Below are 22,345 nucleotides of genomic sequence, written 5' to 3' on the forward strand. Positions count from 1 at the left end.
AGTGGCGTGTGAAGGACAGCTTGCGGAGCAGCTTGGCGATCATGAAGCACTCCTCTCGCCGGTCTGCGGCACAAAAAGCCACTCTTCGCATTTTGTCACATTGGGGGTGGATGCGACATCTCAGGCATTTAGCTGCATTTGGCTCGAACGCCGTATTCCTGGCGCTCGGTGGGTGGATGCCAGGGTGCCTTCTCACTCTGTTCTCACCTTGCGGATCAGAGGGTTCTTGACTCCCGGGCTGACCTCAATGACGCCGGACGGGGTCATCCGAGTGGGGGAGGTGTTTCCGGACTTTCGTCCCAGGCCGGCCGGTCATGCCATCCCACCAGCGTCGATGGGTCTTTAGGACACGTGACCGACGCGTCAGGGTCGGGTGCTGCGGCAGGGATCAGGGATATCCGCACGTCGCGACTCAAAGTGTTCAATTGGCTACTCAAAGTCAAATGTGCAGGTGTGGAGGGCGCGGTGCACGGCGATCCTCACCTCACGCCGAACGACGCGAACACCGCTGACACGGAGGCGAGTTCAGCGTCCGGCGACACCCAGTCCCCCGCACCGACAAGGAGTGCCCATGAGCACGCCGCCGCCGAACTCCTTCCGCATCACCAGCGCCCCCAACATCACCTACGCGAAGTGGGAGACCGAGCGCTTCGAGACCGACAGCACCTCGTGGATCGACCTCCCGGGCGCGTCCGTCGACTTGAGCCTGGGGCAGGGAGCCCCCTCCTACGGCGCGATCTTCCTGGCCACCTTCTCGGCGGAGGCGCTCTCCTCCGACCAGAACGGCGACGGTCAGGGCCTGATGAACGCCACGGTCTTCTTCGGGAGCGAGCAGTCGGAGCCGCTGAGCAACAACCACCGTTACATCACCGCGCGCGGCAACCCGGAGTGGTCCAGCCACACCTTCCTTCGTGTGGTCCGCTTCGAGCCCGAGTTCACCAACCGGAGCGTCAACGCCCAGGTCAGGCTCAAGGTCAGCAGCGGGGACAAGGGCGGCGTGCAGAACTGGGTCCTCAAGGTCGAGCGCTACAACCTCTGACAGCCCTTATGCGACCACATGGTCCGGGAAAGTGAGCCAGAACCCGAGAAGGTTCTGGCTCAACTTCTTTGAAACCCAGAGCACAACAGCTCCCAGGCCCGCGGTCGCGCCCGCTCGGCCCGGAACCTCGGGGCGGGCTGTGCCAGGGTTGGCGGCATGGACTGCGTCTTCTGCGAACTCATCCGTGAGGACACCGCCCGCTGGGTGGCCCGCGAGGCCGAGACCTGTGCCTTCACCCCGCTGACCCCGCTCGCGCCGGGGCACACGCTGGTTGTCCCCATCACCCACTTCACGGACGTGTTCGACACTCCGCCCGACGTCCTGGCCGCGTCGATGAGGCTGGTGCAGCGCGTGGCAGCAGCCATGCGCACGGCCCTGGACGCCTCGGGCGTCAACATCCTGAGCGCCGGCGGACCGGGATCGCAACAGTCCGTTCCCCACCTGCACTTCCACGTCGTTCCTCGATGGGTGGACGACGGGATCTCGACATGGCCGACCGGCCAGTCCCGCCACTGCCCCATCGGCGACCCGCGCACGCGACTGGCCGCCGCACTCAACCGTGACCACACGCAGCACCACCGAAGCTGAGCCAGAGCCCGTTCTCATGGACAAAGCCAGGGTGGGACCCGCCCGCCGCCATGCGATCGCCGCAGAGACGGCCGTGACCGAGGGCTGACGGGGCGAAGCAGCCCCTCGGCGGGGAGATCACCGGGAGGTCGGGGTGTCCTCGATCGTGATCGTGGTGTCGTGCTCCACGAGGCGTCGTACGACGGCCCGTTCGTCGGGGGTGTTGTTGGGCTGGTGCAGGGTGAGGGCGAGGGATCCGTCGGCGAGACGGAAGACCATCCCGTGACCGCCGTCCGCCGGCCACAGGGCGTGCTCGTCCTGCGTCCAGGGGCCGGTGATCCGCCCGGAGGCGGAGTGGGCGAGGCCCATCGCGTAGCCCTGCTCGCCGTGGCTGGACCAGAGCATGAGGAGGTGGCCGCTGCCGAGGCGGAAGAGGAACGGCCCGTCCGTGACGTAGGCGGGGAACCGCTTCGACACTCCGGGCAGGGGGCGGGTCCAGGGGGCGTCGGAGGCGTTGAAGAGGAAGACGGGTGTTCCGGTGGTGTGCCGCAGGTCCTCGCTGAGGCGCTGCGCGAGGATCGCCCCGTCGTGGATCTGGGTCCACTCGTGGCAGTACACGATCCAGGGCGCCCCCGACGCGTCGACGTGCGGGGTGCCGTCGAGGCACTGCCACTTGCGCGGGGTGACGGCTCCCTCGCTCCAGGGGACGAACGGGCCCTGGGGTGTGTCGCCGACGAGGATCTGCGTGCCGCGGTAGCCGTCCGGAGCGGTGAAGGTGGCGAACATGTACCAGCGGCCGCGGTACTCGTGGACCTCCGGGGCCCAGAAGGAGCCTTCGCTCCAGAACCCGGCGGGCGGGCGGAAGGCGGCGAACGGGCCTTCCCAGCGCAGGAGGTCGGTGCTGCGGTAGGTGTTGAACCCGGTGCCGGGACCGTCCCAGATGTTGGGGTCCGTGCTGCCGTGGAGGTGGTAGGTGGAGGTGGCCGGGTCGTGCAGGACGAACGGGTCGCGGATCTGGATCCGGTCGAGTGTCAGGCCCTGCCGCACGGGTTCCGGGACGGCCGCGGCCCGCTCCTCCCCGGTCACGAGCCGCCCGCCGTTGACCGAGCGGACCAAACCGTCCACCAGGGGCTGCGAGATCTTGCCCTGGCTTAGTTCGACGAGCCGGTCCAGGGAGAACACCCGGGCCGGTCCGAGCTGGGAGACGTCCTGGCCCAGCCGGGTGAGCAGTTCCCGGATCAGGGGGCCGCCGGTGGGGTCCTCCAGCCAGTCGCCCAGGGTGCTCCGGCCGGTCAGTGCTGTGCTCACGCGTTGTTCCTCGTCTGGGAGTTGGGGGATGCGTCCGGCTCACGGCCACGGGACGAAGCCCTCGTGCCGTACCGTCCAGCCCTCCGCCGGAAATCCCGGGCACTCGCCGTCCGCTCCGTCCCAGCCTGCCGCCATGAGGGAGACGGCCGCCAGGAGGGAGCCGTTGGAGGGGAGATAGACCGGCAGGAGGCTGCCGATCTGGGGGGTGTGACCGGTGGGGAGGTAGTCGTTCTTCGGGGTCCGCATGAGCAGCGCGTCCACGGCGAGGTCGGGGCGGCCGACGCGGGTCGCGGTCATCGCCATCACGGGGAAGTCCCAGCCCCAGGCGCTGTTCCACTCCCAGTTGTCCAGGACGTCCTGGAGCGTCGCGGTCATGACCGCCGGGTCGACGAGCGGGGTCTCCGGGACGAAGCCGAGGGCGCACAGCAGCGCGGGGTGGTCGTCGCGGCGCAGATACGGCTCGGTGGCGACGGCCGTGTACACACCGTCACGCCGATGGGGCAGGGCCAGCCCGTCCTGGACGCGCTGCCACTGCTTGTCCCGCTCGTGTCCGGCGCGCTCGCGCCAGCGCTGGGCGATCTCCAACCCCCACCACCAGTAGGCGAGTTCGAAGGTCGGATCCTCTGTGGTCGTGGCGTCGTAGAACTCCTGGGCGGGGACCAGCGGCGCCGGCAGGTGGTAGGTGCCGTCGCGTTCCTCGACGAAGGAGGCCATGAATGCTGCGGTGTCCTCGACGAGTTCGGCGAAACGCGGCACCAGGTCGCTCTCGGGGCGGGCGCGGTGCAGCAGTTCGAGGAGGTAGAGGGGGTGGGGCTGCTGCCAGAGCAGGAACACCCCGATGTCCGAGGGGCTTTCGCGGCCGTCCGGGCCGGTCTGCTTGGGCCAGCGTGCCCCGTCGTAGCGCTGGCGGCGGGCGGTGGCGCGGGCCTCGGGGAGGATGGACAGGTACCAGTCGAGGCTGCGTTTGAGGAGTTCGGGGCGGCCCCAGGCGGCGAAGTGGGCCGCGTGCCACCAGTGCATCTCCAGGTGGTGCTTGCCGTGCCAGGAGTTGGTGATCAGTCCGGTCTCCTGGGGCGGCAGGGTGCCGGAGCAGTTGACCGCCGTGAGGTACTGCGAGAGCACCACCCGTCGCTCCAGCTCGGCGGCGCGCGGATCGGTGCTGCCGGTGAGGTCGATCGCGGCGCCGGAGGTCCAGAAGTCCTCCCACCACGCGGCCGAGGCCGCGGCGAGGGAGACGAAGTCGCCTTCGGGGGAAGGGACTTCACCGCCGGGGGAGAAGGACGCGACGAGTTCGAGCGTGTCCGAGTCCGTGGTCAGCAGGTACTCGTGCGGCTTCTCCGTCGGTTGTACGACACCGGCAGGCCAGGTGAGCCGGACGGTGTACGTGGTGTCGTCCAGGGTCCGGCGCAGGACGCACCCCGTGTCGGTGACCTGGTCGAGGTCGGTGCGGTGGCGCTCCGGCGAGGTCCAGTCGCTGGTCTGGAAGAAGCCGTCACTCGCGTAGGGGAAGCGGATCACGACACCCGCCAGGCCGTCGGCGAGCAGCTCGGACTCGATCCGGAAGGCGACGCGGGCCCGGTGCGGGTCGGCGACGGTGGTGACCGCCGTCTCGTGGTCGGCGTAGGTGAAGCGGCTGCTGATCGTCCCGGTCCACAGGTCGAGGCACTGGTCGGTGTCCCGCAGGGCCTCGGGCCCGGTCTCGGGCGCGGCGTCGGGGGCGGGGCGCAGGAGGAGGCCGATACGGCCGAGGTCGAGGCGTTGCGGGTTGGCGCTGAGCCAGGCTCCGGGGCGCATCTCCTCGGGCAGGTCGCCGCCCATCATCGCGGCGATCCCGAACTTGTCGGGGTAACTCACCGTCCCCCGGCTGGTGTTGTGCTCGGACATGGCGTCCGGGAGGGTGTAGCCCTCGGGGTTCGGCATGGCGTGCCAGCCCCAGGCGCTCATGGTCGCGGTGTTCACGGCGAGCCGGCGTCCCGCCATCGCGGCGCTCTGGTCGTGGTACGCGGGGAACGACTGCATGCCGGTGATGTCGCACGAGTAGGCGAAGTCGCCGTTGCCGACGGTGAGGACGTGGGCGGGGTCCGGCTCGGTCAGCCGGACGGTGTGCCGGCGGACCAGCGATTTCCTGTCGATCACGAGATTGCTTTCCTTACGCGACGGTGATGACGGCTTCGACCGGATCGCAGTCCGGGGCGGTCGCCAGGACGCGGATCTTCCCGGTGCCGGTGGGCCGTACGACGGCCAGGGCACGGCCTTCGTAGGTGTGCCGTTCGGCCGCGTCGAAGCGTTCCTCGGACGAGGGCGCGGCGCTGCCGAAACCGACCAGCTCCCCGGAGCCGGACACCTCGACGGAGACCGGGCGGTCGGCGGCGGGGTGGAGGGTTCCGGCCGCGTCGGTGAGGGTGAAGGTGACGTAGGCGAGATCGCCTCCGGCCGCCCGGACGACCGGGCGGTCGGCCTCGGCGGTCAGCCGCACCGGGCCGTTGGCCCACTGGAGGCTGGTGCGGCCGGTCTCGACGCCGTCCCGGTAGGCGACGGCGACCAGTTCCCCGGGGACGTACACGACCTCGAACTCGGTGCGGAAGCGGTGCTCCGCGCCCACGGGCCGTCGCCCGAACGAGTTGCCGTTGCCGAGGAGTTCGACCTCGTCGGCGTCGGAGTACACCTCGACGGTGATCGGCTTGCCCTCGAAGCCCGGCCAGGTCCAGCTCGCGAGGGAGTCGCTCCACGCCCAGGGACCGCCGAAGGGGGTCAGGCCGTGGTTCTCGGGCCGCCGGACGGCGATGTAGGGCTCGGTGCGCAGGCCGAAGACGATCTCGCGGTAGTAGGAGGCGGGCCGCCGGTGGCCGGTGATGTCGATGTCGCCGCAGCCCGCGAGGAGGTGGGGGAAGGGGGCGGTGTGTTCGGGGCGGGGGTTCTCCGGCGTCGCGAACTGGGGGCGGCCGATGCCCACTTCGCCGAGGTAGTCCCAGCCGGTCCAGGTGAAGTCGCCGATGACGTGCCCGTGTTCCCGCACCAGCTTCCAGTTGCCGTCGATGCGGGTGGGGAAGGTCTCGGTGCCGAGGATGACGCGGTTCGGGAAGAGTTCGCGGTCGAGGGCGTAGCGGGCCTCGGCGTAGTTCATGCCGGCGACGTCGAGGACGGCGAATGACTCGGCGGTGCGCCGGGTGACCAGGTCGGAGGCGCTGACGTAGTTGATCATGTCGCCGGCGTCGGTCATCCGGGAGTTGATGCCTCCACCGTCCTCGGCCCCCTCCGAGCGCTGTCCCCGCAGGGCGGCCAGCTCGGACATCACGGCGAGGAAGCCGTTGACGGCGTTGGTGACATAGCGGGTGGAGTCGAGGGAGCGGACCTTCTCGGCGAGCCTGCGTCCCCAGGCGGCGCCGACCGCCGACCCGGTCTCGGGGATCTCGTTGCCGATCGAGTACATGATGACGCTGGGGTGGTTGTAGTCCCTGGCGACCATCGCCTCGACGTCGCGCTCCCACCACTCGGGGAAGTGCAGGCTGTAGTCGAAGCCGTTCTTGGCCGAGGTCCACACGTCGAAGGTCTCGTCGACGACGAGCATGCCGAGCCGGTCGCAGGCCTCCAGCATGGCCCGGCTCATCGGGTGGTGGGACATGCGGATCGCGTTGAAGCCGGCGTCCTTGAGCAGCTCCACCCGGCGCTCCTCCGCGCGGGCGTGAGTGGCCGCGCCGAGCGGGCCGTTGTCGTGGTGGACGCACGCCCCGCGCAGTTTCACCGTACGGCCGTTGAGGCGCAGCCCCTGCTCGGGGTCGAGCCGGAGCGAGCGGATGCCGAACCCCACGCTGTCGCTGTCCACCGGATCGCCCTCGGCGCTCAACGCGACCTGGCAGCCGTACAGATGGGGGCTGTCCACGTCCCACAGGCGCGCCTCGCGCACATACAGACGGGAACGGACGACGGCGTCCTCGCCGGGCAGCACGGTGACCTTGGTGACGTCGCCGGTCACGGTGTTCCCCGAGGCGTCGCGCAGGTTCACCGCGACGTCGAGGGTACGGATCGCGATCGAGTCGTTGCGCACCCGGGTGGCGACCTCGACCACCGCCCGCTCGCCCTCGCCCTCGCTCTCGACGTCGAGCGTGGTGACGCGGATGCCGTCCGGGACGATGCGCACCAGGTCGCCGGTGAGCATCCGGACGGGGCGGTAGATGCCGGCGCCGGTGTACCAGCGGGAGTCCTGGTGGGCGCGGGCCTCGACGCGGATCTCGTTGTCGGCGCCGTAGCGCAGGTAGGGGTCGGCGTCGATGGTGAAGTGCGAGTAGCCGTAGGGGCGTTGACCGGCGTAGTCGCCGTTGATGTGGACGGTGGCATCCCGGTAGACGCCCTCGAACTCGAACTGGACGCGCTTGCCGCGCAGCTCCTCCGGGACGGAGAACGTCTTGCGGTACTCGAAGACGCCGCCGGGGAAGTAGGCGCCCGCACCTCCCTCCATGGTCACCTCGCCGTCCGGGGCGAGGCGGTCCTGGCCGATCATCGCGTCGTGCGGGAGCGTGACCGGTTCGAACGGGGCCACGGGGCCGGACAGTTCGGCGAAGGGGTTGACCTTGCGCCGGGTCTGCCAGTCGTCGTTGAAGGAGGTGCGGATCATTGCCTGCCTTTGGTGTGTTCGGGTGAGGGGAGGTTCAGGCCGCCTGGCCCGCTTCGACCGCGTGGCCTTCTTCGGCCGCGTCGATGCGACGGGCCCTGGGGATGAGCGCCACCAGCACGGCACCGAGGGCGCACGCTCCGGCGACCAGCAGGAAGCCGTTGGTGAAGCCGCCGTCCAGGTAGAACTGGGTGCCCTTCATGACCGCGCCGTCCTGGGCCATCACCGTGAAGACCAGCTGGCTGACGATCACCTGGATCACGCTCTGGACCAGCCACTGGGAGCCGTTGGCGAGGGCCTGCTCCTCGGGTGCCACCGACTCGATGACCATGATCGGCAGCACGGAGACCACCAGGCCCATGCCCGGCCCGGAGATCACGCCCAGGAGGACGAAGTGCCAGATCTCCGTGTGGAGTTGGGAGGCGACGGCGTATCCGGCGGTGGTCAGGACGCCGCCGACGGCGAACAACACGCGGGTGTCGACGCGACGGGTGAGCCGTCCGGCGAGGACCGCGGTCACGATCACCAGGACGCTGATCGGCGACTGGACCGCGGCGCTCTTGGTGACGGACCATCCCAGGCCGTCGGAGACCGTCGGGATGGCGGGCATGAGGGTCAGGAGCATGGTGACGGTGCCGACGGCGAAGGTGGCGCCGGCACCCACCGAGGTGGCCAGGAAGACGGTCCAGACCCGGCGGCGCTTGATCAGCGGCAGCGGGAGCAGCGGGTCGGCGGCACGGGACTCGTAGGGGAGGAACAGCAGCACCGCGAGGATGCCGAGGCCGATCCAGGTCAGGGTCTTTCCGCTGGTCCAGCCCCAGGTGGAGCCCTCGCCGATGCCGTAGACGATCGCGCTGAGCCCGCCGCCGAGCAGCAGTCCGCCGATCCAGTCCATCCGGCGGGCGGCCTCCCGGACCGGGCTCTCGGGCACGCACAGCAGCTGGAGCACCAGGCATACGGTGGTGGAGGCGACGATGAACCACAGGGCGCCCCGGAAGCCGTGGTGGTCGATCAGCCAGGCCGACAGGAACGGCCCGCCGAGGCCCACCAGGCCGATGCTGGCGGCCAGGACGCCGCTGGCCGTGCCGACCAGGCGCCGCGGGAAGATGTCGCGGGCCAGGGCGTAGGCGATGAACACCGTGGCTCCGTAGGCGCCGGCGAGGACGCGTCCGGCGATCAGCGTCGAGTAGTCGGTGGCGAAGGCGGCGATCGCGTCGCCGAGCAGACCGACGGCGGTGGCGACCACCAGGACGCGCTTCTTGCCGTACATCGCGGCGGCCTTCATCGCGAACGGCGTCAGGAAGGTGCCGAGCAGGGCGCCCCCGAGGGTGAACCAGGCGATCTGGGTCGTACGGAAGTGGACGGCCACCTCGGCCTGCGAGTTGCCGGCGAGCAGGCCCGCGACGGGGTTCAGCGCGACGGTCCACAACAGGGCGAGGAGTGCGAGGAGATGCCGGGAGGAGAAGCCCGGCTTCTCGGCTTGTGCGGTGCCGAGAGCGGTCTCGGTGGAGGACATGGGGTGCCTTTCGCGGCTCTTTGAAACGTTTCAGTCGGGTCGTGACGACTCGCTGTCCATGGGGAGTGGGGGAGGGGGTGCGGAATTCGATCACTTTGGGTTAGTGATGCGCGTCAGTGACGCGCGAAAGTAGAAAACATCAGTGCGCCCGCGGCGGCAAGATGCCGGAAGGTAACGAGCTGATAACGCCGGTCGCTGTCGGGCCGGTGTCAGGAGGAGAGGCGCTGGACCAGCCGCAGGCTGGCGCGCGGTCCGCCCAGGACCATGCGCTGGCCGGCCAGACCGGCCGCCACGGCCTCGGCCCGCTGGGCACCCGCCTCCCGGAGGTCGAAGTAGACCGTGGAGAGCGGGGGCGCCGCGAAGCGGGCCATGGGGATGTCGTCGGCCCCGACGATCGCGAGGTCGTCCGGCGCGGTCAGCTCCAGCTGGCGCATGGCGGCGAGCAGGGCGATGGCGTGCTCGTCGTTGAACGCGCACACCCCGGTGACCTCCTCGTCCTGCCACCGCCTCACCACGCGGGCCAGCGGGGCGATCTCCAGGTCGGCGGCGCCGAGCGCGAGCGGGGGCGCGATGCCCGCGTCCGCGCACGCCTCGGCCACCCCCTGGAGGCGTTCCTCGCCCATGCGGCGGAACCGCGCGGGCGAGGGCAGCAGATAGCCGATCCGGCGGTGACCGCGGCCGATCAGGTGCTCGGCCTGCATGCGGCCCAGCGGCGGCATGGCGGACAGGTGGGCGTCGGTCGGCGGCAGCACGACCCGCACCCCGAGTCCGTGCAGGGCCTCGACGGTCGCCTCGTCGAAGCCCTCGAACCCGAGCACCGCCGAGGCGCCCACCGTGGCGCACACGTCCGGCAGGGGCCGGCCGCGCTCGGCCTCCAGGTGGGTGACCAGGGTCAGGCCGTGCTCGGCGAGGGCGACGGTCAGCTCCTCCACGAAGCGGCTGATGCTCGGGCCGATGGGCAGATCGGGAATGGACAGCAGCACGATGTCGCTGCGGCCGGCGGCCAGCGCGCGGGCGGAGGCGTGCGGCCGGTACTGGAGACGTTCGGCGGCGGCCAGCACCCGTTTCCTGGTCTCCTCCGGGATCGTCTGCCCGGGCCGGTTGTTGAGCACGTAGCTGACGGTCGTGCGTGAGACACCGGCCGCCTCGGCGACATCGGCGCTGGTGATCCGTTTCGCGGGGCGTGTCATGACCCTCTGATCCGTCCGAACCGTCGGCACGCCGGCGCGCGTGTCCCGCCCCTCGCGCCCGGCCCGCCACCTGCCGAGGTGTCGGCAGGCACCCCGATGATACGCGGCCCGCGACTTCGTCACTGACGCGCATCAGTCCATGCGGCTCAGGGGCGGCGGACGACACGGGTGCGTTCCATCAGGCGCTTCAGCGTCCCGTCCAGGGCGCCGCCCTCGACCAGGCCCACGACCCTCTTCATCGGTACGTCCCGCACCGCCTGGAGCAGCTCCGGCCGGTCGCCCAACTGGGAACCCTGGTCCTCGGGAAGAGCGGCGGTCAGCTCCTGGAGAAGGGTGGCGCCGACGGCGGGGTGGGCGATCCACTCGCCGAAGGTGGACTCCAGGGTCAGTTCCTGGGCCACGGCGTCTCCGGCGAGGGGGACGGCCGCCTCCGCGATCACCGAGGCCGCGTTCTCGCCGATCTGGACGAGGTACTCGCCGGGCGCGACCGCCCAGTCGCCGTCCTGGACGTCGTAGTGCGCGAAGGCGCGGCGGCCGAGGTCGAAGCCGACCGTCCGCGACTCGCCGGGCGCGAGGCGGACCTTGGCGAAGGCGCGCAGCTCGCGCGCGGGCCGCCGGACCGGTCCCGCCTCGGTGGCCACGTAGACCTGGACGACGTGCTTGCCCGCGCGGGCGCCGGTGTTGGTGACGGTGAGCGAGACGCGGGCCGAGTCGGCGCCGGTGCTCTCCACGGCCAGGTCGCCGACCGTGAAGGTGGTGTAGGACAGGCCGTGCCCGAACGGGTAGCGCACGGGTGCGCCCGTCGTCCCGTACCAGCGGTAGCCCACCATGACGCCCTCCCCGTGACGGACATGGCCCTGCTCGCCGGGGAAGTTCACGAAGCTCGGGTTGTCCTCCAGGCGCAGCGGAATCGTCTCCGCGAGGCGGCCCGACGGGTTGGCCTCGCCGAACAGCAGGTCGGCGATCGCGTGCCCGCCGCCCTGCCCGAGCAGAAACCCTTCCAGGATCGCGTCGACCTCGTTGTGCCAGCCCTCCAGCGAGACGATCCCGCCGTTGGACAGCACCACGACCGTACGGGCCGCCTCTGCGGCGACGGCACGGATCAGTTCGACCTGTACGGCCGGGAGGCACAGGTCGTCCCGGTCGAACCCCTCGGACTCCGCGCTCTCCGCGAGCCCGGCGAAGACGACGGCCACGTCCGAGGAACGGGCGGCGGCCAGCGCGGCCTCCCGCAGCGCCGCGGCGTCACCGGAACCGTCCAGCGTGAAGCCGGGCGCGAACTCCACCGTGCTGCCGTGCGCGGCTGCCGACTCCCGGATCGCGTCCAGGGCGTTGTCGAGCCGGGTCGGGTTGAGGTGCGAGCTGCCACCCGCCTGGTAGCGGGGAGTGGCCGCGAACTCCCCGATGACGGCGATCCGTTGAGCGGACGCCAGGGGGAGGGCGCGGTCCTCGTTCCTCAGCAGGACGGCGCACTCGGCCGCCAGCTCGCGGGCCAGCCGGTGGTGGGCGTCGGCGTCGAACCCGTAGGACTCGGGGGACCCGTCGGTTTCGTCCGACTGCCCGCCCGCGAGACCGGCCAGGGCCGCGATCCGTCGTACGGCCATGTCCACCACGCGTTCGTCCAACTCGCCGTCGCGCACGGCGTCCACGATGCGCCGGGCGTTCTCGGGGGAGGGGCCGGGCATCTCCAGGTCCAGCCCCGCGCGCACGGACGCCACCGGGCCGTGGACCGCGCCCCAGTCGGACACCACCGCTCCGGTGAACCCCCATTCGTCGCGCAGGACCTCGGTCAGCAGCCACCGGTTCTGCGCGGCGTGCACACCGTTGACCTTGTTGTAGGCGGCCATCACCGTGGCCGGGGCGGCCTCGGTCACGATGTGCTCGAAGGCCGGCAGGTAGATCTCGCGCAGGGTGCGCTCGTCGACGTCGGCGCTGACCCGCATCCGGTCGGTCTCCTGGTTGTTGACCGCGAAGTGCTTCAGCGAGGCGCCCACGCCCTGTTCCTGCTGGCCGCGCACGTGCGCCGCGCCGAGGTGCCCGGACAGCAGCGGGTCCTCGGAGTAGTACTCGAAGTTGCGCCCGCACAGCGGCGAGCGCTTGATGTTCACGCCGGGGCCGAGGACGACGTGCACACCGAGGGCGCGGGCCTCGCGTCCCACCGCCGCTCCGACGCGCGCGGCGACCTCGGGGTCCCAGCTGCTGCCGACGGCCACCGCGGGCGGGAAGCAGGTGGAGGGCATGCTCTCGTATATCCCCATGTGGTCGAACTCGCCGACCTGGCGGCGGACCCCGTGCGGGCCGTCGGTCAGGACGACCGAGGGGAGGCCGGCGTCCTGCGCCGGGCGGGTGGACCAGAAGTCCTGTCCCGACAGCAGTGCGGCTTTCTGCTCCAGGGGCAGACGGGACGGGTCGATGTCGGGCATGTGGGTGTCCTTCGGGATCGTGGCGGCGGCTCATCGCTCACTGACGCGCGTCAGTGGCGCGCGTCCGTGGACCTTAACCGGGTGACTGTGGGTGGACAAGAGCGAAGAGCCCGGCCGGACCCGGAATCATCCCGGGGCCGTACCCACCGCTCCTCCCGGAGGAGGACAGGACAGCGTCGGCTCGTGCGGGGGCACCAGGCGGGCTCGTGCGGGGACACCAAGCGCGATTGCGGGCAGCCGCACGATGCCCCGGCACCCCCTCTCCCGCCAGGCTGGCCGTCTACCCGAAACCTGACCTGGAGACCCGTTTCCCGTGGCTACCTTGCTCTACCGTCTGGGCCGGACCGCCTTCCGGCGCCGCTGGCTCGTGGTGCTGTTGTGGGCGGTGATCCTCGGCGGCGCCGGGGCCGGCGCCGTCACGGCGCCCGCCTCCTCCGACGACGGCACGTCGTTCATGCCCGGCATCGAGGCGCAGAAGGCGTTCGACCTGATCGGGGAGCGCTTCCCCGGCACGGACGCCAACGGCGCCGACGCGCGCATCGTGTTCGTGGCGCCCGACGGCGAGAAGGTGACGGCCGCCGGCAACCGGGCCGCCATCGACGCCCTCGTGACGGAGGCGGCCGACGAGCCGAAGGTCCTGAACGCCGTGAGCCCGTTCAAGGCGGGCGCGGTGAGCGAGGACGGCTCCACCGCCTACGCCACCGTGAACTTCAAGGTGACGGCCGACGACCTCACCGACGCCGACAAGGCCGCCCTGGAGAAGGCCATCGGCCAGGCGCGCACGTCCGGTCTCACGGTCGAGGTCGGCGGCACGGCCCTCGCCGAGCAGCCCGCGGCGGGCGGCAGCGCCGAGGCCATCGGTATCGGTCTCGCCGCGGTGATCCTGCTGATCACGTTCGGCTCCCTCGCGGCCGCGGGTCTCCCGCTGCTCACCGCGGTGATCGGCGTCGGCACCAGCATGGCCGCGATCATGGCTCTCGGCAGCGTCTTCGGGCTCTCCCTGACCACGGGCACGCTCGCCTCGATGCTCGGACTCGCGGTCGGTATCGACTACGCCCTGTTCGTGGTCTCCCGCTACCGGGAGGAGCGCGCCAACGGCCACGCCCCGGGCCAGGCGGCCGGACTCGCGGTCGGCACCGCCGGCTCCGCGGTGGTCTTCGCCGGGCTGACGGTCGTCATCGCGCTGGCGGGACTGACCGTGGTCGGCGTTCCGATGCTGACCAAGATGGGTCTGTGCGCGGCGGGCGCGGTGGTCGTCGCCGTGCTGGTGGCCCTCACCCTGGTTCCGGCGCTGCTCGGCATGTGGCCGGACGCGGTGCTGTCCCGCCGTACCCGCAAGGGCGGCCCCGCTCGGCGGGCGACCGACAACGGCGGCTCCCGGTGGGCGCGCTTCGTGATGCGCCGCCCGCTGGCCGTGCTGGTGGCGTGCGTCGCGGGCCTGGGCGTCCTGGCCCTGCCCGCCGCGAGCCTGGAGATGGGCATGCCGGGAGCCGAGTCCAAGCCGGTCTCGTCGACGGAACGGCGTGCCTACGACGCCCTCGCGGACGGCTTCGGCGCGGGCTTCAACGGGCCGCTGACGATCGTCGTGGACGCCAGGGGCGCGGCCGGCACCAAGGCGGCCACGGCGGCTGTGAAGGAGATCGCCAAGGAGATCGGCGCCACCGACGGGGTCGTGTCCGTCTCCTCGGCACGGTTCAACCCGGCCGGTGACACCGCGCTGTTCTCCGCGGTTCCGGCCACCGGCCCGAACGACGAGCACACCAAGGACCTCGTCCGCACCATCCGCTCGGAACGCACCGCCCTGGAGCGTGCGACGGGGGCGACCTTCGAGGTCACCGGCAGCACCGCGATGAACATCGACATCGCCGAGGCCCTGCAGGCCGCGCTCGTGCCCTACCTGGCCGTCATCGTCGTACTGGCCCTGCTTCTGCTGCTGGTGGTCTTCCGGTCGGTGCTCGTACCGGTCAAGGCCGCCTTCGGCTTCCTGCTGTCGGTGCTGGCCGCCCTCGGTTCGGTCGTGGCGGTCTTCCAGTGGGGCTGGGGCGCGGGGCTGCTGGGCGTGGAGCAGGCCGGGCCGATCATGAGCCTGATGCCGATCTTCCTGGTGGGCATCGTGTTCGGCCTGGCCATGGACTACGAGGTGTTCCTCGTCGCCCGGATGCGGGAGGCGTACGTCCACGGGGACCGGGCCCCCGACGCGGTCGTCTCAGGGTTCCGGCACAGTGCCCGGGTGGTCGTCGCCGCGGCGGTCATCATGATCGCGGTGTTCTCCGGGTTCGTCGGTTCCGGTGAGTCGATGGTCAAGACGATCGGCTTCGGGCTCGCCGTGGCGGTGCTGTTCGACGCGTTCGTGGTACGGCTGGCGCTGGTGCCCGCGGTCCTGGCGCTGCTCGGCGACAGGGCGTGGTGGCTGCCGGGATGGCTGGACCGGCTGCTGCCCCGTGTCGACGTGGAGGGGGCGGGGCTCGCGACCGCACCGCCGGTGGCGGGCGGCGAGGCCGCGCCGCAGGAGCCGGTCCGGGTCTGACGTCCGGAGCGGGTCTACGTCTGGCGCCCGGAGCCGGTTCGCGTCCGGCGCCGGGCGCCCGTCCGGGTCCGACACCCCGAGCCGGTCCGCGTCCGACGCCCGGAGCCGGTTCGCGTCCGACGCCCGCACCCGTGGTCGCGGCGCCGAGCAGCACGGCGTCGCGACCCGCGATATGTGAGCATGGCTGTTCCCTGGAGTGTTTCGGAGCGTGATGAGTACCAGCTGGCGGCACCGGGCGGCGACCCACCGGAAAGCCCTGGACCTCTCGGTCCTCGTCCTGCTGTTCGCCGTCACCTTCACCGGCCTCCTGCTCACCCGGGCACTGGCCTCCGGCCCACTGGCCCTGTGGCCCGGCGTCACCCTGTCCGCGCTCGCCTGCGCGGCGCTGCACCGGCGCCGGAGCCACCCCCTGGCCGTGCTCGCCGGCACCGCGCTGTGCACGATGGCCCTGGGCGCGCTGGGCTACCTCCTGACCCCGCTGCTGATGGGCCCGCTCCTGGTCGCGCAGTACGCCACGAGCCTGAGCACGCCCCGGCGCACCGGATGGAACAGCGCCCTGGTCGTCACCGGCTGCGTGGTGGCCAGTGGCCTGGTCTTCCCTTCTTTCCTCGACTCCCTGGTCTTCTCCGTGGTCAACCCCGCCGCGTGGATCCTGCTCTGCGCCGCTCTCGGCAGCTACCGGCGGGTGCGCCGCGAGTACGCCGTGGCCCGCGCCGAGTACAGCGACCGGCAGCGTGAGGAAGAGGCACGTCACCGGGTCGTCCAGGAGCGCATGCGCATCGCGCGCGAACTGCACGACGTGGTCGCCCACCACCTGACCCTGGCCGACGCCCAGGCCGGAGCCGTGAAACATCTCGTGCGGACCCGGCCCGACAAGGCCCAGGAGATCATCGACAGGCTCCCGGAGACGACGGCCGCGGCCCTGCGCGAACTCAAGGCCACGGTGGGGCTGCTGCGGGAGGACACCGACCCCGCCGACGACCTGGCCCCCGCCCCGGGACTCGACCGGCTGCCCGACCTGGTCGAATCCTGTGCGGCGGCCGGACTCCAGGTCACCGTCACCGTCGAGGGACAACGGTGCCCGCTCGGCCACGTACTCGATCTGACGGCCTACCGGATCCTCCAGGAAGCACTCACCAACGTCACCAAGCACGGCGCCGGCCGCACCGCCGAGGTACGGCTCGCCTACGCGCCCCGGCGTCTGACCCTGACCGTCACCAACGCCACCGCCCCCGGCCGCACCCCCGCGCCGCCGGGCCCGGACGGCGGGTTCGGCCTGATCAGCATGCGCGAACGCGCCACATCGGCGGGCGGCACCTTCCACGCGGGCCACCGCACCCAGGGCGGCTTCGAAGTCGTCTGCACCCTGCCGCTGGACACCCTGCCCGGCAGCGCCACCGACAGCGACCACGAAAGCCCCGCCCCATGACCATCCGCGTTCTGCTCGCCGACGACCAGGCCCTGCTCCGGGCCACCTTCCGCATCCTCATCGACTCGGCCGACGACCTGACGGTGGTCGCCGAGGCAGCCGACGGGCGGGAGGCCGTCGAGCTCACCGAGACGCACCGGCCCGACGTGGTCGTCATGGACATCCGGATGCCGAACCTCGACGGAGTGGCGGCCACCGCCGCGATCTGCTCCCGGCCGGAGCTGACGGGCACCCACATCCTCGTCCTCACCACCTTCGAGAACGACGAGAACGTCGCCAAGGCCCTGCGCGCCGGCGCGAGCGGCTTCCTCGGCAAGGGCGTCAGCCCCGACGTCCTGCTGTCGAGCATCCGCGTCGTCGCGGCCGGCGAAGCCCTCCTCTCACCCACCGCGACCCGCGCCCTCATCACCCGCTTCCTGACCAGCCCGGACACCGACGACCTCCTCGCCCTCCCCGACGCCGTCAAGGCGCTGACCGACCGTGAACGCGAGGTCGTGACGCTGGCCGCGCACGGCAGGTCCAACGCCCAGATCGCCGACCGGCTCGTCCTGAGCCCGCTGACCGTACGCAGCCACATCCAACGGGCCATGACCAAGCTCGACGCCCGCGACCGCGCCCAGCTCGTGGTCATCGCCTACCAGAGCGGACTGGTGAAACCGCAATCCCCCGCCCCGGGTCCGCCGGACACCCTCTGACCGGCGGAACCCGTCCCGTCGAAGGGAAGTCGAAGGGAAGTCGAAGGGAAGGGGAGCGCGGTGAGGAGGCGAGAAGCCGCCGGGCCAGGCGGGGCAACGCGCCCTGATCGGTTCCTGCCGGTGTCCCTGGCCGACGGCCGGCTGCCGCCGCCGCTCCCACCTTGTCGTCGTCAGGACCGGGCAGTTGACGGATCCTGACCGGGGACCGGCACGTCGAAGCAGTTCAGCACCATCGCGATGAGGCAGTAGCTGCCGATGAGGAACACGAGCTCGCCGACCCCGTCATGGCCAAGCAACTGCGTGGCCCGGTCGTATGTGGAGTCCGGCAGTATGCGCCCGGAGGTCAACGCCGCCGCGACGTCGTGGGCGACGGCCTGTTCGTCGCTCAGCCCGGACGGTCGGCCGCCCGCCGCCAAGGTCGCGATCTGTGCCGCCGGAAGGCCGACCTGATCCGCCGTCTGCTCGTGTGCGTACAGCAGGTACCGGGCGCCGTACGCGCCCCCGACGGTGAGGATCGCCACCTCGCGAACGACGGGATCGAGGCGAGCCTCGGCCGCGACCGCCCGCTGCAGAAACAGAGCCGGAACCCCGAACGTGGGGAAGTGCAGCATCGCCGCGAACGGCCCGACGAGTGCGCCGTCGTCGTCGAGGATGACGACGCGGTCCTGCTCCTCGGTGACGATGCCGGCGATGCCGTCGTGCACCTCGCGGAGTGCGGGGTCGAGCTCATCGGGTGGGATGGGGCGAATACGCATACGATGCTCCTCCTTCTCAGAGTCCGTCGGTGTACTGGCCGTCGATGAGTACGAAGGCGACCCGGCAGTTCACGGCCGACCGGTTTGCCCACGCGTGGTTGGTGCCGCGCTGAACCACGATGTCTCCGGTGCGGACGACGGTCTCGCCCTCGTCGAGGACCAGCGTGAGCTCGCCCTCGACGACGATCCCGTAGTCGATCGTCCGCGTGCGGTGCATCAACGGATGCGGGGTGCCGGCGGCGGACCGTGCGGCGTCGGCACCACCCATCTCCCCGAACTTCTCGGCCGCCTCGGCCCCCGTCAGGTTCCGGATCCGGTCGTCCTCCGGAGGGAAGTCGATCACCCGGATGCGAGTGCCCTGCTCGGGAGGCCCGAGCACCAGACCTTCCTCCGCCGGCTCACCCGACTGCCGGTCGATGACGGCCGGCGTCTGGCGTGTGTTCCACACCTCGTAGAAGGTCGGGCCACCAGGTCCGCCGATCTCCACCACGCGAGTCGGCGGCGCGTCCTGCGTGATCACCGCACGGCCGGACGCGTCATGGCCGGTCACGATTCTCCGGAACGGTTGCACTGGGCTCATATGGTAAGTCCCGTCCCTTTCAACTTGTTTGGGCATTCGAGGTCGTCGCGTCAGTGCGGTAAGCGGCCCGACGGACTTGGGTGCCGCCGCACACCGCAAGACTGGCGAACTCCACTTGACGCGGAGTGGACCGTCCGTGGACGGCGCTCCGCCGTCCGTAAAGTCCGTTTCGCTACGCGCGCCCAGCGAGAGGGGCGTCGATCGATGTTCACCCTTGCCCGAACAACCCGAGTGAGAAAGCAACGGAGTTGAGGGGGCCGCCCGCACCGGCCGGCCCACGTACACTCGCACGAGGTCGGCACTGGCGAAGAACGCGTCATATCCATCCCGGAATCGAGGAGTGTGGCGGTGCCAGTCCTTGCAGCCCGGTCCGGCGGTGAAGACCAGCCGGCCGGGAGGGGCTCGCCGTATCTGCAGATCCTGGGCCCGTTGCGGATCTGGCGGGACGGTGTCGAACTGGACCCCGGGCCCCGGCAGCAGTCGTACCTGCTCGCGGTGCTGCTCGCCCGCGCGGGCCAGCCGGTCAGCACGAACGAGTTGGTCGATCTGATCTGGGGCGAGGACGTCCCGGCGTCGGCGGTGAACATTCTTCAGAAGTACGTCGGCGCGTTGCGTCGGCTGTTCGAGCCTGTGCTGCCCGTCCGTGAAGCCGGATCGTTCCTTCAACGCCGTGGCAATGCCTACCTCTTCGCCGCCGGCCCCGCCATGCTGGACCTTGTCTCCTTCCGGGAACGCGTCGCTGCCGCCAGGGCTGCGGCGAATCGGCAGGATCACGAGGCGGCCCTCGATCACTTCGTGGAGGCGCTCGGGCTCTGGCACGGTTCGGCGGGCGACGGCATCGCCGAGGGGACCAACGCCACGACGGTCTTCGCTGCACTCGACAACGAGTTCTACGACGCGTGCATCGCGGCGGCGGAGCTGGCGGTGTCGACGGGGCGGCCGGAGCGGGTGCTGGTGGCTCTGCAACTGGCCGCGTCGATGGCGCCGTTCAATGAACGCGTGCAGGCCGGTCTCATCGGCGTTCTCGGCGCTGCCGGGCGTCAGGCGGAGGCGCTGTCGGTGTTCCGCCAGGCCCGCGACCGGCTCGCGGAGGAACTCGGCATCGACCCGGGTCCGGTGCTGGAGGACGCACACCGGCGGATTCTCGCCCAGCCCCCTGCTCCGCCGCCGGCGCAGAACGACCGGATCTTGTTCGGCCGGACCGAGGAACTCGCCATGCTCCAGGGCGTCGTGGAGCGCGCGCTCGCCGGTGACACCGCGATCGGTGTGGTCGAGGGCGAGCCGGGTGCGGGCAAGACCCGGCTGCTGGAGGAGGCCGCCGCCGTGGCGGAGCGGCTGGGCGCACTGACGGTGTGGGGTTCCTGTCTGGAGGGCGAGGGGACTCCGGCGATGTGGCCCTGGGAGCAGGCGCTGGGCCAGGTGGTGCGGAGTCTGCCCGCTGCGGCGGGTGAGCAGTGGCTCACCGGCGGGCTGGGCAGTCTCCTTGCGGCGCGGGACGACGCGGCCCGGGAACTGCCGGACGGCAACGCCCAGTTCCGGCTGTTCGAACAGGTCGTGGCCCTCGTCGGACGGGCCTCTGCGCGGCGGCCTACCCTCCTGATCCTCGACGACCTCCAATGGGCCGATGCCACCTCCCTGCGGTTGTTGCAGCACCTGGCGGGGCGGCTGCCCCAGTCCACCGCGGTCATCGGCGCGCTGCGCGACCGCGCCCCGGCACTCAGCCCCGGCCTCTCCCGGGTGCTGGCCGCTGCGGGTCGGCGGCCCGGTCACCGCAGGTTCCGGCTGGGCCCGCTCGGTCCGGCCGAGGTGGCCGAACTGATCCGCCACGAGGCCGGCCAGGAACCCGGCGACGCCGTCGCCCGTGCCATCCACGCCCGTACCTCCGGCAATCCGTTCTTCGTCCGTGAACTCGCCCGGCTCCTCGGCACGGCCGGCGCGATCGGCGACAGCGAAACCTCTGCTGCGGCCGGAGTCCCCTCCACCGTCCACGACGTCGTGCGCGACCGGATGGCCGGGCTCGACGACCGTGCCCGTGACCTGCTGCGGGTGGCCGCGCTGATCGGCCGCGACGTCGACCTCAGGCTGCTGTCCCGCGCCACCGGTGTGGACGTCGCGGACTGTCTGGATCGCCTGGAACCGCTGTATACGCTCGGGCTGCTCGAACCCGGGCCGCGGGACCCGTCCTCGCTGCGCTTCGCGCACGACCTGGTGCGCGAGTCGGTCTCCGGGAGCGCGACGAACGGGCAGGTCACCCAGTTGCATCTGCGCGTCGCGGACGCGCTCGAACAGATCCACGCCGACGACGAGGACGTCGCCGAACGCCTCGCCTACCACCTGTGGGCCGCCGGCCCCCTCGCCGAGCCCGACCGCACCGCGGAGGCGCTCATCCGCGCGGGGCGCCGCGCCGCGGCCAAGCTCGCGTTCGAGTCGGCCGGCCGGCAGCTGCGCTCCGCCGTTCAGGTCACCCGGGCTTGCGGACTCTTGGAACTGGAGTTCTCCGCACTCACCCTGCTCGCCATCGTCGTCAGACGAGAAGCGGGCTACGGTCCGGCGACCTTCGACCTGCTGGAGCGGGCCGAGTACCTGGCCCGCACCCTCGGCCGGGAGGCGGAGGCCGCCGACTTCCTCTTCATCCGCCTCATCGGCGCACACACCTCCATCGAGAACGGCCGCGGACAGCTGGCCCGCCGCATGCACGAGCTGGGTCAGGCGTCCTCCGATCCGGTCGTCCGACGCTACGGCCGGCTGGCCTGGGGCCTGCATCAGTGGGACACCGGCAACATCGGCGAGGCATACCGGTCCTTCACCGAGGCGGAGGGCGCCGCGGCCGACGGCACCCTCGCCCCGGACGGAGAGACACCGCTCCGGCGGGACGGCATCACCATCAGGGAAGGGCCCTTCATGCGGGCCGTCATGACCGCGCTGCTCGGTGACGTCGACGCGGCGCTGGCCTTCGTCAACACCGGGGACACTCCGGGGGATCCGTACGCGGCCTCGGTCCAGGTCTACTACACGACCATGATCGCTTCCATGGCCGGGGACGCCGAAGCGGCACGGCGAGCCGGCGAGCGGTGGTCCGCCGCCGGCCTCGACCGTCTCCGCACCCAGAGGGACCACTACATCCGGCAAGGCTGGTGCTGGGCACGCGCCCTCACCGGCGAGAACCCGGCCGCCGCCGCGGCCGAGGCCGAGGAACTCCTGGCCGCCCACCTGCTCGATCCGCCGCAATGGGGCATTACCTACCACTACGCACTGATCGCCGAGATGTGGCTGGCCGCCGGATCCCCCGACCGGGCCGAAGCCGCTCTCGACCGAGCCGACCAGACAATGCGGGACTACGGCCAGCGGTACGCCGAAGGGCTGCTCCTGCTGCTGAAGGCACGCCTGCTGCAGACCCGCGGCGCACCCCTCACCGCCGTCCGGGCCGCCGCCCAGCGGGCCCACACGCAATCCACCGCATCCGAGGCGCACCTGTTCGCACGCCGCGCCGAACGACTCCTCACAGGACTTCTTTCGCAGCCTTTCGGGGACATCCCGCGTTAGGGAGCCGACTCTCCCCACGCGCTCCCCGAATCGCGGTCGGAGAGTCGACCCGGGCAGCGGCGCCGGGCCGCTTCCCGGGCTGTGTGCCTGCCGTCGTGCTGGGCCGGGGTTCGGTTCACCTGTACGGCGGACATCCGCTCGTTCGCTCGCGAGCGCCGGGTGAG

General features: G+C 71.3%; 14 protein-coding genes. 6 read left to right on the forward strand and 8 right to left on the reverse strand.

Annotated features, from left to right (window positions below):
* The first annotated feature begins 571 nt into the window (after window positions 1-571).
* Together ACIPSJ_RS50940 and ACIPSJ_RS50945 are read left to right on the forward strand one after the other, a co-directional pair.
* Complete coding sequence (locus ACIPSJ_RS50940) at window positions 572-1,039, forward strand: hypothetical protein (protein ID WP_359225829.1); 468 nt, start codon at window positions 572-574, stop codon at window positions 1,037-1,039.
* Between the two features lie 156 nt (window positions 1,040-1,195).
* On the forward strand, window positions 1,196-1,627 hold the full coding sequence (locus ACIPSJ_RS50945) for an HIT family protein (RefSeq protein WP_401357072.1): 432 nt from the start codon (window positions 1,196-1,198) through the stop codon (window positions 1,625-1,627).
* 117 nt (window positions 1,628-1,744) lie between these two features.
* On the opposite strand, the gene ACIPSJ_RS50950 is transcribed toward ACIPSJ_RS50945, so the two are convergent.
* From ACIPSJ_RS50950 to ACIPSJ_RS50975, 6 genes are all read right to left on the reverse strand, one after another.
* A complete protein-coding gene (locus ACIPSJ_RS50950) occupies window positions 1,745-2,914 on the reverse strand; it encodes a glycoside hydrolase family 43 protein (RefSeq protein WP_401357075.1) in 1,170 nt (389 codons plus the stop codon).
* Between the two features lie 39 nt (window positions 2,915-2,953).
* On the reverse strand, window positions 2,954-5,050 hold the full coding sequence (locus tag ACIPSJ_RS50955; RefSeq protein WP_401357078.1) for a hypothetical protein: 2,097 nt from the start codon (window positions 5,048-5,050) through the stop codon (window positions 2,954-2,956).
* A gap of 13 nt (window positions 5,051-5,063) precedes the next feature.
* Window positions 5,064-7,526 (reverse strand): glycoside hydrolase family 2 TIM barrel-domain containing protein, encoded by a 2,463-nt coding sequence (locus ACIPSJ_RS50960; protein WP_401357081.1) that lies wholly within the window; start codon window positions 7,524-7,526, stop codon window positions 5,064-5,066.
* Between the two features lie 34 nt (window positions 7,527-7,560).
* Entirely contained in the window at window positions 7,561-9,039 is a 1,479-nt protein-coding gene (locus tag ACIPSJ_RS50965) for an MFS transporter (protein WP_359225838.1), read from the reverse strand.
* A 209-nt stretch (window positions 9,040-9,248) separates the two neighbouring features.
* Window positions 9,249-10,229, reverse strand: a complete 981-nt coding sequence (locus ACIPSJ_RS50970; protein WP_401357085.1) for a LacI family DNA-binding transcriptional regulator — start codon at window positions 10,227-10,229, stop codon at window positions 9,249-9,251.
* A gap of 146 nt (window positions 10,230-10,375) precedes the next feature.
* A complete protein-coding gene (locus ACIPSJ_RS50975) occupies window positions 10,376-12,652 on the reverse strand; it encodes a glycoside hydrolase family 3 C-terminal domain-containing protein (RefSeq protein WP_401357088.1) in 2,277 nt (758 codons plus the stop codon).
* Between the two features lie 313 nt (window positions 12,653-12,965).
* On the opposite strand from ACIPSJ_RS50975, the gene ACIPSJ_RS50980 reads away from it, so the two are divergent.
* The 3 genes from ACIPSJ_RS50980 to ACIPSJ_RS50990 all read left to right on the forward strand — a co-directional run bounded on the left by ACIPSJ_RS50980 (window position 12,966) and on the right by ACIPSJ_RS50990 (window position 17,303).
* Window positions 12,966-15,179: an MMPL family transporter gene (locus tag ACIPSJ_RS50980; protein ID WP_401357091.1), complete on the forward strand. Its 2,214-nt coding sequence runs from the start codon at window positions 12,966-12,968 to the stop codon at window positions 15,177-15,179.
* Between the two features lie 211 nt (window positions 15,180-15,390).
* Window positions 15,391-16,608 (forward strand): sensor histidine kinase, encoded by a 1,218-nt coding sequence (locus ACIPSJ_RS50985; RefSeq protein WP_401357094.1) that lies wholly within the window; start codon window positions 15,391-15,393, stop codon window positions 16,606-16,608.
* Window positions 16,605-17,303 carry a response regulator gene (locus tag ACIPSJ_RS50990; RefSeq protein ID WP_401357097.1) on the forward strand — a complete coding sequence of 233 codons (699 nt, stop codon included), beginning with the start codon at window positions 16,605-16,607 and terminating at the stop codon, window positions 17,301-17,303. The genes ACIPSJ_RS50985 and ACIPSJ_RS50990 overlap by 4 nt, the downstream gene beginning before the upstream one ends.
* Before the next feature lie 170 nt (window positions 17,304-17,473).
* Here ACIPSJ_RS50990 and ACIPSJ_RS50995 read toward each other — a convergent pair whose 3' ends face one another.
* Window positions 17,474-18,007, reverse strand: coding sequence for a carboxymuconolactone decarboxylase family protein (locus tag ACIPSJ_RS50995; RefSeq protein WP_401357100.1), 534 nt, complete (start codon window positions 18,005-18,007; stop codon window positions 17,474-17,476).
* Window positions 18,008-18,074: 67 nt separating this feature from the next.
* Window positions 18,075-18,608: a cupin domain-containing protein gene (locus ACIPSJ_RS51000; protein ID WP_401357103.1), complete on the reverse strand. Its 534-nt coding sequence runs from the start codon at window positions 18,606-18,608 to the stop codon at window positions 18,075-18,077.
* Between the two features lie 378 nt (window positions 18,609-18,986).
* Here ACIPSJ_RS51000 and ACIPSJ_RS51005 point away from each other — a divergent pair, with 378 nt between their 5' ends.
* Entirely contained in the window at window positions 18,987-22,181 is a 3,195-nt protein-coding gene (locus ACIPSJ_RS51005; RefSeq protein ID WP_401357106.1) for an ATP-binding protein, read from the forward strand.
* Window positions 22,182-22,345 lie beyond the last annotated feature (164 nt).

Origin of the sequence: Streptomyces sp. NPDC090088, from assembly GCF_044747345.1 — a bacterium.
Lineage (GTDB): Bacteria > Actinomycetota > Actinomycetes > Streptomycetales > Streptomycetaceae > Streptomyces.

Excerpts from the sequence above, each read along its gene's own strand:
- ACIPSJ_RS50990 (WP_401357097.1), top strand. The coding sequence starts at position 16,605 with ATGACCATCCGCGTTCTGCTCGCCGACGACCAGGCCCTGCTCCGGGCC.
- ACIPSJ_RS50975 (WP_401357088.1), bottom strand. The coding sequence starts at position 12,652 with ATGCCCGACATCGACCCGTCCCGTCTGCCCCTGGAGCAGAAAGCCGCA.
- ACIPSJ_RS50985 (WP_401357094.1), top strand. The coding sequence starts at position 15,391 with ATGAGTACCAGCTGGCGGCACCGGGCGGCGACCCACCGGAAAGCCCTG.
- ACIPSJ_RS50965 (WP_359225838.1), bottom strand. The coding sequence starts at position 9,039 with ATGTCCTCCACCGAGACCGCTCTCGGCACCGCACAAGCCGAGAAGCCG.
- ACIPSJ_RS50960 (WP_401357081.1), bottom strand. The coding sequence starts at position 7,526 with ATGATCCGCACCTCCTTCAACGACGACTGGCAGACCCGGCGCAAGGTC.
- ACIPSJ_RS50945 (WP_401357072.1), top strand. The coding sequence starts at position 1,196 with ATGGACTGCGTCTTCTGCGAACTCATCCGTGAGGACACCGCCCGCTGG.
- ACIPSJ_RS50970 (WP_401357085.1), bottom strand. The coding sequence starts at position 10,229 with ATGACACGCCCCGCGAAACGGATCACCAGCGCCGATGTCGCCGAGGCG.
- ACIPSJ_RS50940 (WP_359225829.1), top strand. The coding sequence starts at position 572 with ATGAGCACGCCGCCGCCGAACTCCTTCCGCATCACCAGCGCCCCCAAC.